The sequence below is a fragment of the Bacteroides sp. NSJ-39 genome, assembly GCF_014287315.1.
GTDB classification, from domain to species: Bacteria; Bacteroidota; Bacteroidia; order Bacteroidales; family Bacteroidaceae; genus Bacteroides; species Bacteroides finegoldii.
The window spans coordinates 57870-71660 of sequence record NZ_JACOOB010000008.1 but is presented as its reverse complement, the minus strand read 5'-3'; the positions used below and the strand labels follow the sequence as shown (position 1 = coordinate 71660).

The following is a 13791-nucleotide window of genomic DNA, read 5'->3' as shown; positions in this document are numbered from 1 at the left end:
AGAGAAGAAAATTATATGGATAATGTGTTCCTTCTATTTTCCTTCTTCTCTATCCACTTTAAGCAATCCTCCGGTATTCGGGTCAAAGTACACTTTGATAGTCGAGTTCTTATTGAATAGAACCGGAGCCAGATACTCTATTATACCAAACTGAGTGACAGGAAGTTCACCTTCATAAAGTTTCTTCTTTCCGTCGGTCAGTGTAACCAATGCCTGTCCGGGTACATTGTAAGCGATTCCTTCCAAGTCTTTTTTCTTCTTTCCGTCTTCTTGCGGTATTTTTACCGTTTTCAAGTCTTTCAAGCTGATATAGAACGGAGTTCCTGCCAAATCGTTGTTGGCAACCACGCCCAGTTTCTTGGAAAAGCGGAAAGCTACTTCATTACTGAACTCTTTATCCGGTGTAAGGCGTACGGTGAATGTCTTTTCTTCTTTTTCCCGTATGCCGGAGAACATTTTTGTCATGGCTTCTTCCTGCAAGTTCAGATTGTCTATCATGATTTTGAGCTGTGCGCCGTCCGACGGCATATTGTCGGCCTGTCCGCGTAATAATGCGTTTTTGCTTTCACGGATATTATAGATTTCTTTGGCTACCAGTTCCGCCATCTTAGCGGTGGAGTTTGCCATCAGAATCTCTTCGGTCAAGAAGTCGCGGGGATTGGCGCTCACCTGCCCGGCAGGAGCGGTCGGAGTATTCTTCTTTGCAGAACTGTTTTGGCTGTAAGGCACGTTGATGGACTTTACGATACCATCCTCAGTCAGTTCCATAAGAGGAGCTACCGTTTTATCTTTCAATTTCACAAAGTAAGTAGCGTCGCCATTGGGCACTCCTACGGATTTCACTTTTACGCTTGCCAGTTCCCAATACACTTCGGGATCGGTAGAGACGTTGTTCAACCGTAAATAGCGGTCGGCGTACTTACTGAATTCACCCGGAGTATACTTCACTTTATTCGCTTTTATTTCAAGCTCTATTTGAGTTTTAGGAAGACTATATACCACTCCGTAGTCTTTTCCACGAGTGACTCCTGTCAATACTTCGGTCTGTGCGTAGGCGGAAGTCGTCATCAGCAGACCCGCCGCTATAATCAGTTTTTTCATATTCGGTTCTTTTTTAACTGTTTTGAAAACAAAGTTAATGAAGTTATTGAAATAAACACTAAGTTCTTAACTTTTATTCGCTTACAAGCCGCCAAGCTGCGGGCAGGCAGGTGATAATATCACTTGCAATCAGCCCGGTCATACCTTGTTTCTTCTGTGCGATGTCTCCTGCCAATCCGTGAATGTACGTACCTATTTTGGCAGCTTCGTCACTGGAGTAGCCCTGTGCGAGCAGCGCCAGAATCACTCCTGTCAGCACATCGCCGCTACCTCCGGTTGCCATTCCCGGATTTCCGGTCGGATTGAAGAAACATTTGCCTTCGGGAGTAATGATGGCGGAGTAGGCACCTTTTAGAACGATGTGAACATGGGCGGTATGGGCAAGCTCACAAGCCTTCGTCAATCGCTCGTAAGAATCCTGACATTTGCCGGTCAGGCGTTCCAGCTCCTTCGGGTGGGGAGTGAGGATAGAGCCTTTCGGCAGATGTGTGAGTGTATGGCGATGATTGGCAAGGATATTCAGTGCATCGGCGTCCAATACTACGGGAGTCTGGCAATGTTCCAGTTGCTCTATCAGGGCAGCTTCTGTTTCCTCGTTCCGTCCCAGTCCCGGACCTATGCCGACTGCTTGGTAATCATCGGTGTCGGTCGGCACGGCGAAATAGTTTTCGCTGGCGTCCGTCTCTACCATAGCCTCCGGTGCGGACATTTGCAAAATATCATAATTGCATATCGGGGCATGCACGGTCAGTAATCCTACGCCGGAACGGAGGCATGCGCGGGCGGCAAGTACGGAGGCTCCCGCCATTCCTTTTGACCCTGCTATCAGCAGCGCGTGACCGAAGTTCCCTTTGTGTGCAAACTGTTTGCGTGGCTTGATAAGTGAACGGATTTCTTCTATCTCTAGCATTTCGTAGTTTGTCTCCGTTTCTTCGATTCCTTCTTCGCTCAACTGGATATCCAACAATTCCCATTCACCGACAAACTCTGTATTTTCGGCAAAGAGGAAGGCAAGTTTCGGTAGTTGCAGGCTGAAAGTAACGTCTGCGCGGATGATATTGCTTTTCACGTTGAATGTGTTCTCTTCTCCCATCAGCCCCGAAGGAATATCGATGGCAACGACTGTGGCGGGAGAAGCATTGATGTATTTTACTACGGCAGCGAAACCTCCGCTTAACGGCTTGTTCAGTCCCGACCCGAATAGCCCGTCGATCACCAAGTGTTCCGATGTCAGAGTCGGCGGTACGAACTGCGTACTGATTTCGTGGAATGTAACTTCTTCCATCATTTCCACCAATTCCTTGTTCGTCTGGCAGTCAGGTGAAAGATTTCCTTTAGTATTAAAGAGGTATACTTCTGTCTTATATCCTTTTTCAGCCATCATGCGGGCTATGGCTAACGCGTCTCCGCCATTGTTTCCCGGTCCGGCAAAAACGGTGACGGGGGTATCCGTGCTCCATCTGTCTGTGATGGCTTTTGTCAGTACTGTTGCCGCACGTTCCATCAGGTCAATTGATGCAATCGGTTCGTGCTCAATGGTATAAGCGTCCAATTTCTTGATACTGCTGCTTGGAAATATTTTCATTGTGATGTCCTTTTTTAGTTTTTTACCCACAAATGTACATGATTCTTCTGACTTTTCCGGTTTGTTATAGGAAGAAAACACATTTATTGTAGGTAGACGACCGGCAGAATATAGGTCGATAAGTTTTTTCTACGGGATATAAAGTTCTTTTGTATAGGTAATAAACTTTCTTTTATCAGTAATAAAACTATAAACGAAGCCTCTGATTATATAAATGAAACTTTCGTTTATATAATCAAAGCCTTCGTTTTTATAAACGCAAGCTTCGTTTATAGTTTAGGAATAGTAGAAAAGAACTTTATAACCTATCGTTAGTAAGTTTACATTCAATAGAGAGTAACTTTTTTAAGGCATTTTATTTAGTTTTTTGTACCTTTGCGCTCCATAAACTACTAAAACATAAACTCATGAGCGCATTGAAAGGGCATCCTAAAGGCCTTTACCTGATTTTTGCAACAAGCACGGCAGAACGTTTCAGCTACTACGGTATGCGTGCGATTTTCATTCTCTTTCTGACCCAAGCTTTATTGTTTGATAAAGAAGCGGCCGCGTCTATTTACGGCAGCTATACCGGATTGGTTTATCTGACTCCGTTGATTGGCGGATATATAGCCGATAAATATTGGGGCATTCGCCGTTCAGTGTTCTGGGGTGCGGTGATGATGGCTGTCGGGCAGTTCCTGATGTTTATGAGTGCTTCCACATTGAATAATACCGAACTAGCACATTGGCTGATGTATGGCGGACTCGGCTTTTTGATTCTGGGTAACGGTTGCTTTAAGCCGACGGTATCATCGCTGGTTGGACAGCTTTACGAGCCGGGCGACAAACGGTTGGATGCGGCATATACCATTTTCTATATGGGAGTGAATGTCGGTTCTTTTGCTGCTCCGTTGATTTGCGGTTACTTGGGAGATACCGGCGATCCGCATGATTTTAAATGGGGATTTCTGGCAGCCGGAATCATGACGCTATTTACCGTCGTACTTTTTGAGACCCAAAAGAATAAATATCTTTTCTCTCCATCCGGCGAAGCTATCGGTATCATTCCTGATGCAAAACGTGAGAAGAAAGAAGATAAAGCCGATCACATCTCTCACCCGAAGATGGACGCACGGACAAAAATACGTAATCTCATAATAATAACTGTCTTGACTGCTGTTCTATTGGCATTCTTTGGCTACATATTCACAGGCGACTGGATTAGTGTCGGTATTTTCACGGCTTGCATCGTCTTTCCGGTACTTATTCTGTTGGATGGTTCGTTGACAAAGATAGAGCGTAGCCGTATTTTTGTCATTTATATCGTCGCCTTTTTTGTGATTTTCTTCTGGGCTGCCTATGAACAGGCGGGAGCTTCTCTGACCCTTTTTGCCTCCGAACAGACCAACCGCGATATTTTAGGTTGGGAAATGCCTGCTTCCTGGTTTCAATCCTTTAATCCGCTTTTTGTCGTTGTACTGGCTTACATCATGCCGGGAGTATGGAGTTTCCTGAACAAACGGAAAATGGAACCTTCTTCCCCTACTAAGCAGGCCATCGGCCTCCTGCTACTCTCTTTGGGATATCTTTTCATCTGTTTCGGAGTGAAAGATGCGGTTCCGGGAGTGAAAGTAAGTATGATTTGGCTGACGGGACTTTACTTTATCCACACTATGGGTGAAATTGCCCTGTCGCCTATCGGGCTTTCTATGGTGAACAAACTGAGTCCGTTGCGTTTTGCTTCCCTGATGATGGGTATATGGTATCTTTCCACTGCCACTGCCAACAAATTTGCCGGTATGTTGAGCGGCCTTTATCCCGAAGATGGAAAAGTAAAGACCATTCTGGGCTTCCAGATTGCGACGATGTACGATTTCTTTATGGTATTTGTGGTAATGTCGGGCGTCGCCTCACTGATTCTGTTCCTGCTGTCGAAGAAATTACAGAAGATGATGCACGGAGTAGAATAAGGTATTATATGTAGACAATGTGCAAAAAGAAAGTGATTACCTCATTTTGTTATACTATTTCTTTTATAAGATAGAAAAAACTAACATAATATATATGCCGAAATGATTTTTTATTAACTTTGCTCTTGATTTCTTTAATTAAGAGCAAATAGCTTATGGCAAAACTATATGATTTATCAGATAACAGCCGGATTGTAAAAGCGTTGAAAAAAGGAGATTCAACGGCTTTTGAGGCTGTGTATAAAGCATATAGTGGTTTGCTGCGGACTTATGCAACAAATATTTTACAAGATACCGATGCGGCTTATGAAGTGGTGCAAGATGCTTTCATGGCTATTTGGCTAAATCGTAAATCGTTGGATGACACGAAATCATTACGGAATTATCTGTTAAGAGCGGTTCATAATAATTCATTAAGATTGATTAAAGCGGAAGAAATACGGAGGGCCCGTGAAGAAAAAGCTATGGAGGAACAAATGATGGATTGGGAGGAAGTGCCTGTTTCTTCACAAAGAAACGAATTGTTGATTCCTGCCATAGAACGTCTGCCGGAACAGAGCCGCAAAGTACTTCAAATGAGTTATTGGGAAGAAAAGAAAAATGCAGTTATTGCTGATGAACTATCAATATCTATCCGTACAGTTGAGACTATTTTATATAAAGTAAAGAAGAAGTTGCGGAAGGAAATCAAGAAAAAATAACCTTTTCTCAAAAAAAATATCGAACCGGATACGTAAATTCATCAGGTGCAGTATTATATATAATGAGTAAATTTCATTATATATGGATACAAAACACGATATCCCGCACCGGGAGATAGGTGAACAAGACGATGAACTGCTGGAACAATTGTGGAAGCAGTTGCCCGATTCTCAGGAAGATCCTTTTATAGCCGATCAGGGGTTTAAAGACTTGCAAGGTCGGATTCAGAGAAAACTTCGTATAAAACGCAGGTTTCGTATATTGACAGCCGGTAGTATTGCTGCGGCATTGATTACGGGCGTTTTGATTTTTCGGACACTTATTCCGTCGGAACAGGTTCCTACTGCCATTGCGCAGTTACAGGATATGGGGGTCACTATATCTGATGATCAAGTTATATTAAAGATGGGGAATGAGGTTGTTATGTCCCTTGACAGTGCAGCACGTATTGAGCAGAATACAGCAGATGATGTGGCTCTACAAACTGCTGCCGGTAAAAAGCTGGCGTTGGCAAGTGAGCGTATCTTGAAACTAGAAGTTCCTGCCGGACGTCACTTTCAGATGACTTTGTCGGACGGTACGAAAGTATGGCTGAATGCTTCTTCTACATTGGAGTATCCTGCTTCGTTTGAAGGTAAGAAAGAACGTAGGGTGAGACTGACGGGGGAGGCGTTTTTTGAAGTCAGTCGTAATGAGAAATGTCCGTTTTATGTAGAAACTGGTAATCAGGAGTCTGTACAGGTATTGGGAACCAGCTTTAATATAAATGCCTATCCGGAAAATAGTAAACATTTCACTACGCTTGTAACGGGAAAAATCAGTTATCAGGTAGAGGAGGGGAAAGAACCTGTCATCTTATCTCCTGATCAACAAGTGAGCTTCGATTGTGTGTCTGGAGCTATGAAGGTGGCACAAGTAGACGCTTCGGCTTTTGCGGCATGGAAGGATGGCTGGATTTATTTTGAGGATGAAACTCTTCCGGACTTGGCAAAACGCCTTTCAAGGGTATATGGGGTTGAAATAAAGGTTGCCGAGCGATTGAGAAACTATTCCTTTTCCGGGAAAATCAGTTATGAACGTGGCGTTGACTATATTACTCGCCTGATGGAGGAAACCAATGGGGTTGTCTGTGAGGTTGAGAATGGGGTGCTCTGGTTGAGATGAGAGATACAACAATATAAAAAGAATGAGATAAGAGTATGAAAAGGAAGAAAAGTTTTATTCACATTGATTGGAAGATAGGGCTTATATTTCTTGTGTTTTCAGTCTGTTGTCGTACTGTGTATGCTCAAACGGTAAGTGTGGAGCTGAAAAAAGCGACAGTGGCGGAAGCATTGAAGAAGATGAGTGCTGTCACAGGGTATGAATTTTTTTATAATTCAAAACAATTGTCGGAATGTCCGAAGAGGATAACAGCTAATTATCATAATATTTCTTTGGTACAGGCACTTCAAGAAATTCTGTCCGGTACAAATTTCACTTTTAAGGTTGAGAATCGTACTATCATTATTGTTCCGCGACCTGCTTCCGGAAAACAGGAACTGCGGGAAGAAGAGAAAGAAATGGAACTTAAAGGACGGATTATTGATGGAAGTGACCGATCTCCGATGATCGGAGTTTCGGTAATAGTAGGAGGAACAGGACCGGGAATGTCCGGCACGACCACGGATCTGAATGGAGAATTCAGTATAAAGTTACCGGTAGAAGGCTGCGACCTAACTTTCTCTTTTGTCGGTTATGAAAAGATTACGAGACATTTTAACGGAAAGAATGCTTCATCTTTTGCAAATATCGTAATGCAACAACAGTTGCAGGAGATTAAAGATGTGGTGGTTACGGGAATCTATCAACGTAAAAAAGAAAGTTTTACAGGTTCTTCCACAACATTTAAGGGGGAAGAGTTGAAATCGGTAGGTTCGCAGAATGTCTTGCAAAGTTTGCGGACACTCGATCCTTCTTTTAAGATCATGGAAAATAATCAGTTCGGTTCCAATCCTAATCAAATGCCGGATATCGAGATACGGGGAAAGAGCAGTGTAGTAGGGTTGAAGGAAGAATATGGTACAGATCCCAACCAGCCGTTGTTTATTTTAGATGGATTCGAGACTACGCTGGAAACTGTGATGAACCTGAATATGAACCGTGTAGCTTCTGTTACGATATTGAAAGATGCTGCCTCTACGGCTATTTATGGTTCGAAAGCTTCCAATGGAGTAGTGGTAATTGAAACTAAAACACCGGAGAAGGGACGTCTTCAGCTTTCGTATAAAGGAGATTTTGGAGTAGATATAGCCGACTTGTCTGACTATAACCTGATGAATGCCCGTGAAAAGTTACAGTTTGAAACATTGGCAGGAGTATATGAGGACAACACCAACAGTCCTTCCAATCAGTTGCGTTTAAATAGCTTGCGGAACGAGCGGCTGAAGGAAATAGAAAGAGGAGTAGATACTTATTGGCTGAAAGAACCGGTACGTAACGGGTTTACGCACAAACACAATATCTATGCAGAAGGTGGTGAAGAAAAGATACGTTATGGAATAGGATTAAGCATAGGTCATGTGAATGGGGTAATGAAAGAATCCGAACGCCAAACGATTGGAGGAAATATCGATTTGATATATCGTACGGGAAAATTTCAGTTCAGCAATAAGCTGACAATTGATTATTTGGAGACGGTCGACCCAACTGTTTCCTTCTCGGAATATGCACAGGCGAATCCTTATTACCGGAAATATAATTCAGCAGGTGAGATAGAAAAATACCTGTATTATCCGGAGGATGGCATAAATGATTCTTCTGTTTCCAATCCGTTATGGAACGCTCATCTGAACAATTATAATAAAGGGCAGGAATTTGGATTTACCAACAACTTTATCATCGAGTGGTTTGCTACACATGATTTTCGTTTAAGAGCCAAATTCGGCCTGACGAAATCGGATGATACGTCGGATGTCCGTTTGTCTCCGTTACATTCACAGTTTGATGATGTAAGTGATACGGAGAAAGGGTTATATACGCACACACAAACCAAAGGATTAGTATATGAAGGGGATCTGGCCGCTACATTTGGTCGTTTATTTGCCGATAAACACATGGTTAATGCTGTGGCCGGATTCAATTTTAGCAGTACCAAAAGAGAAAATTATGGATTCTCAGCCAATGGTTTTACGGATGATCAGTTTGATTCTCCATCTTTTGCCAATAGCTATCCAAACGGGGAAAGTCCGGATTACAGTCGGACGGAGAAACGTGCGGCAAGTTTTTATATCAATGGCGGTTATGCTTATGATAATCGCTACTTGCTTGATTTTAATTATCGTAGTGATGGCGCGTCTATGTTCGGCACGGATAACCGTTTTCGGAATACATGGTCTGTCGGGCTTGGTTGGAATATTCATAATGAGAAGTTCCTTAGAGATAAAGATTTCTTTCAACTTCTCAAGCTGAGAGCTTCTGTCGGAAACCCGGGAAACCAGAATTTTGCCGCTTATCAGGCATTCTCGACTTACAAGTTCAATGGCTGGATGACGAATGTATTCGGAACAGGTGTGATTCTGAATGCATTGGGAAACAAAGACTTGGGATGGCAGGAAACAATCAATTATAATATCGGTACTGATATTACGATGTGGAATAACCGGATCAATGTGACTTTGGATTATTATTGGAAGAATACTGATCCGTTGCTGGCTGTCATCACGACTCCGGGTTCTATGGGAGTGACAAGCCTGACAATGAATGCCGGTATGCAAAAAACAAAAGGTTGGGAAGCTACATTGAAGTTTTCTCCTATTTATCTGCCGGAACAGGGAATCAATTGGAATTTGAGCGTGAATGCAACGCACTCTCGTTCGAAATATGCCAATATCGGTGACTCTTTTAGTGCTTTGAATAAGAGCGGACAGGCTTCATTGGCGGGTACTACCCGTTATTATGACGGGGGAAGTCCTACAGCTATCTGGGCTGTGCGGTCTGCCGGAATAGATTCGGCTACCGGTAAAGAGCTCTTTATAAAGAAGGATGGTACATATTCTTTTTCCTATGATGTGAATGACGAAGTAGTGGTAGGAGATACGGAACCTGATATAGAAGGATTGTTCGGGACTACATTCTATTATAAAGGCTTTTCACTCAGCTGTTTTTTCCGTTATCAAATAGGCGGGCAGTTATTCAACACTTCTCTTTTCGACAAGGTAGAGAATATAGGTACAGAAGAAGTGTACAACAATCAAGATAAGCGTGCGCTATACAATCGTTGGTCGGAGTCCAACCGTGAAGCGCAGTTCAAAGGTATATCTATGGTGCAGACTACTGAGAAATCTTCTCGTTTTGTGATGGATGAAAACACACTGACTTGCGAGTCTGTCAGTCTGGGCTATGAGTTCAATCAAGGATTTGTCAAGAAGCTAGGTTTGGCAGCTTTATCTTTACAGGCAAATATGAATGATATATTCCGTTGGTCTACCGTTAAGGCGGAACGTGGAATTGATTATCCTTTTGCACGAACGATCTCTTTGTCTATCGGTGCCACCTTTTAAACAATGGAAGAGAAAACTTATAAAAACGAATGAGTTATGAAGAATAAAATATATACAGGTATGTTGCTCGGTTGCTTTCTGCTATGTGGCTGTAGTGACTGGTTGGATGTGAAGCCTTATGATAAGATATCGGATGACGAACTGTTCTCTACGGAGGAGGGATTCCAAAAATTATTGAATGGCGTATATGTGGAATTGAATAATGACAAGCTATACGGATGCGCTTTGACTGTGGAAATGATTGAAATAATGGGAGGTGCTTATACAATAGGGACGGACAATTCCGTGTGGGGAAATTACAAAGATCTTGCCGACTATCAATATGAAACGGAATATTGGCGTGGAAGACTGAGCGAGACGTGGAATGAAGCGTATGCGATGATCTTGAATTGTAATGAGATTCTTGAGAATATGGAGAGCAGGACATCTCTTTTTACCGGTGATAATTATAATATTATACGCGGAGAAGCACTTGCCCTGCGGGCTATGCTACATTTTGACATGCTTCGACTGTTTGGTCCGGTGTATTCACGCAATAAAGATAAGCTGAGTATCCCCTATTATACAGCGCAGACCAATTTGCCGGAAGAACAGCTTCCTGCTTCAGAAGTGATTCGAAAGGTAATAACCGACCTAGAGGAAGCGCGAATCTTATTAGTGAATGATCCGGTAAAGACGGAGGGTACGATGATGAGTGGAGATGTAAATCAGAATTCTAACTTTTTGCGCTATCGTGCTTTACGGATGAATTATTATGCGGTGACAGGATTATTAGCACGTGTTTGTCTGTATGCAAGTAGCAATGATGAGGAAGGTGGAAGTGCAAGAAAGAAAGCATTCAACTATTCTACGGAAATCATAAAAGCGGTAGATAGCGGTATTTTTCCGTTTGTAGATAAAAAACTGGTTACTGGTTCACCGGATGATCCGGACCGTATTTTCTCTTCTGAAGTGATCTTTGCTCTCTCTCATGCAAGCCGTAACCAATTGTTTAAAAATTATTTTGACCCGACTCGTGTTCCTAACTATGTATTCAGAATGGATAATGATCTGATGAATAATCTCATTTTCGGAGGCACAGCTACCGGAGGCAACCAGGACGACTACCGTTATCGAGTGAATTGGGTGGCTTCAGGTTCTAACAGGTATTTCTATAAATATGCGGATATGGAGGATACCGGAAAAATAGAAAATACAATGATTCCAATGTTACGTATAGGTGAGATGTATCTTATTGCAGCCGAGAGCCAGTCTGCTTCTTTGACGGCAGGTTCCAGTTATGTCAATACGTTGCGACGGAATCGTGGGGTAACTACTGTTTCATCATTGACCCAAGATTTGCTTGTGTATGAATATATACGTGAGCTATACGGTGAAGGGCAACTCTTTTATCTCTATAAGAGATTGTACAGACCTGTTTTATTCTCGTCCGTATCTAGTAAAAATCCGGAAGCAAGTGATCAGATATTCGTAGTTCCTCTTCCTGATTCGGAAACAGAAAATTGAAAGTAAATGCTTTTAAATGAACAAAATAAGATGTATGATGAAAATGAAAAATAGATATATCGTGGTTTTTCTTAGCCTGCTGATTGGTCTGTCGGCCTGTGACGAACGCGAGCCCGGTACTTTTCAGAATATTAGCGGTATTTATTTTAATAACCGTTCTTCTGCGAGTGCTTTGCAGGATAGCATAGATGTTACTTTTGTCTACGAGAGTGGAGATGATATGGAAATTCCTGTGAAAATCCAGTTGTTGGGACGTCCTGTAGATGAGTCCCGCCCGGTAGATATCCGTGTTAGTTCCGAAAATGCTGTAGAGGGAACGGATTATGTGTTGTCGGATAAGGTAGAGATACCGGCCGGAGCTTCAGGTATAAATTATATAGTTACTCTAAAACGCACGGAATCTTTGAAAACAATGAAAAAGACTATTTATATGGAGCTTCGTGCGAACGACTATTTTGCACTTCCTGTAACGGAAGAGATACAAGCTGGAGGAGATACAGTATCTACCTTGCGCTACCGTATTATATTTTCAGATATGTTTACCTCTGCTCCTGTAGCATGGGAAGAAAATCTGTTAGGAGCATTTTCGCAACAGAAGTTTGAATTGATATGTGATGTGCTGGATGTTGCACCGGCTGATTTTAATGACGTGTCGGTAATGACCTTTGCCATGCAGGTATATATTAGTTCGGAAATGACTCAGTATGTGAAGGAACAAGAGGAAAAGAAGAATGCAGGTGAAGAGTTTGATGAAAATGCCTTTGATGGAAATGGAGACCCTTTGACGTTTAAAAAGAACTGATATGATGAAGAATTTGTATAGTAATTTATGGAGGATTCTGGTAGCAGGCTTTCTATTGGTGGCTTGTACGGAAGATAAAGGAAATTATGATTACCGTAATCTGACAGAACTTGAAATTTCCGGAGTGGATGATAATATTTCTGTCTTGACGCATAACCGGTTACAATTGACACCGGATTTTGGTACTTCTGCTCTTCCTGACGACAGGTATGAATTTGAGTGGAAGGTAATCAATCAGGATATAGAGAATGAAGTGGAAACTGTGATTGGCAATACTCGCAATTTGGACTATGAAGTAACTTTGAACGCTGATGTATACACCCTGTATTTTACGGTGACGGAGAAGGATACGGGCATATATTGGCAAAAAAATTATACTTTGACTGTCAGCGATACTACTTCTGAAGGTTGGATGGTGCTTTGTTCAGATGAAGAAGGACGTGCACGTTTGGATATGGTTTCTAAGGTTACAGGAGATACATACTTTGATCTTCTGAAAAATTATAGTGAAATCTCTCAATGGAAAGGTCCGCGAAAGATTCAATCTCTTTCATCGACAATGACGGATGCCCAGTCTCCTTTTTACTTGTTGACAGATGATGGAGCTACTCGTTTGGGAAAGAATAATTTCGAGTGGAAGGAAGAATATAATTTCGCTTATGAAGCAGCTGCAAACGGTGCATCTTTGCGTCCTTATTCTATTACTGCTGCTGGTTTGGGTAAAATGATTGTCAGTGGTAAAGAAGCCTATTACTGTGAAAGGGGGATGGGGATAGATGGTCTGTATCAGAGTGTGGTGAATAAGACTTTTGATGTAGCTCCCTACGTGGGGGCGAATGTGTCAGCATCAATGTATGTAGCTGTGTATTTACTGTATGATACGACTAATAAATGTTTTATGGCGTATTGTCCGATGATGGCTTATGAAGATTTAGGTAGTCTTGAACCTTTGGTAACGATGGATAAAATGGAAGAAATAGCTACCAGTTTTAAAGGTGATAATGGAGTGGTGCATAGTGTGTCTTATGATTATCCTGAAGGGTATGATTATGTTTATATGGAGAATACGAAATATGATCCGGGTAATGCCAAAATGGGGACAACTTATACTATTCTGACTAAGGATGGCAGGTCTTATCTTTATGGCATTCAGTTGGGGGATTTACTTTTATATGCAGATTGCACTTATGTGTTGGGAAAATCCTATTATGGTGACTTGTCCGGTTGTACGGGAATAGGGGAAGAGGGCACTTTGTATGCTTTTAGCTCTTTGAAAAATTATATGTATTATGCTGTGGACAATACGGTTTACCGGGTCGACTTATCTGTTTCACCTTTGGGAGCAGAACGGCAATTTACCTTGAATGGGGAAACTATTACTTGCCTCAAATTTAATCTTTATCGGGAAAGTGCCAATGCCTCTCGTTCATATGATTTGGTTGTAGGAAGTGTAGATGGTGCTGGAAAGGGAATATTACGGGTTTATGAAGGATTGGAGTCAGAAGGTGATTTCAGTTCTGTTACACCGGAAAAGTATACTGGGTTTGCTCGAATCGTAGACGCTACCTATCGTGAAAGGAATAATTAAATTTTTACTAAAAA

9 protein-coding genes are annotated in these 13791 nt (G+C 42.1%); 7 read left to right on the top strand and 2 right to left on the bottom strand.

The features are described 5' to 3' along the window. Positions 1–33: 33 nt before the first annotated feature. Positions 34–1101, bottom strand: a complete 1068-nt coding sequence (locus tag H8S63_RS11260) for a DUF4831 family protein (RefSeq protein WP_055279131.1) — start codon at positions 1099–1101, stop codon at positions 34–36. 73 nt (positions 1102–1174) lie between these two features. Continuing rightward, complete coding sequence (locus H8S63_RS11255; protein ID WP_022275474.1) at positions 1175–2686, bottom strand: bifunctional ADP-dependent NAD(P)H-hydrate dehydratase/NAD(P)H-hydrate epimerase; 1512 nt, start codon at positions 2684–2686, stop codon at positions 1175–1177. Between the two features lie 407 nt (positions 2687–3093). On the opposite strand from H8S63_RS11255, the gene H8S63_RS11250 reads away from it, so the two are divergent. The 7 genes from H8S63_RS11250 (at position 3094) to H8S63_RS11220 (ending at position 13777) form a co-directional block, all read left to right on the top strand. Next, a complete protein-coding gene (locus H8S63_RS11250) occupies positions 3094–4638 on the top strand; it encodes a peptide MFS transporter (protein WP_186926821.1) in 1545 nt (514 codons plus the stop codon). A 155-nt stretch (positions 4639–4793) separates the two neighbouring features. Then, complete coding sequence (locus H8S63_RS11245; RefSeq protein ID WP_007757939.1) at positions 4794–5339, top strand: RNA polymerase sigma-70 factor; 546 nt, start codon at positions 4794–4796, stop codon at positions 5337–5339. 82 nt (positions 5340–5421) lie between these two features. Next, positions 5422–6504 (top strand): FecR family protein, encoded by a 1083-nt coding sequence (locus H8S63_RS11240; RefSeq protein WP_186926820.1) that lies wholly within the window; start codon positions 5422–5424, stop codon positions 6502–6504. Positions 6505–6539: 35 nt separating this feature from the next. After that, entirely contained in the window at positions 6540–9881 is a 3342-nt protein-coding gene (locus H8S63_RS11235; RefSeq protein ID WP_007757944.1) for a SusC/RagA family TonB-linked outer membrane protein, read from the top strand. 36 nt (positions 9882–9917) lie between these two features. Then, the gene (locus H8S63_RS11230; protein ID WP_186926819.1) at positions 9918–11387 is read left to right on the top strand and encodes a RagB/SusD family nutrient uptake outer membrane protein; all 1470 of its coding nucleotides are present in this window, start codon (positions 9918–9920) and stop codon (positions 11385–11387) included. A 34-nt stretch (positions 11388–11421) separates the two neighbouring features. Next, positions 11422–12189, top strand: coding sequence for a DUF4843 domain-containing protein (locus H8S63_RS11225; protein WP_017142491.1), 768 nt, complete (start codon positions 11422–11424; stop codon positions 12187–12189). A gap of 1 nt (position 12190) precedes the next feature. Beyond that, a complete protein-coding gene (locus H8S63_RS11220) occupies positions 12191–13777 on the top strand; it encodes a PKD-like family lipoprotein (protein WP_186926818.1) in 1587 nt (528 codons plus the stop codon). Positions 13778–13791 lie beyond the last annotated feature (14 nt).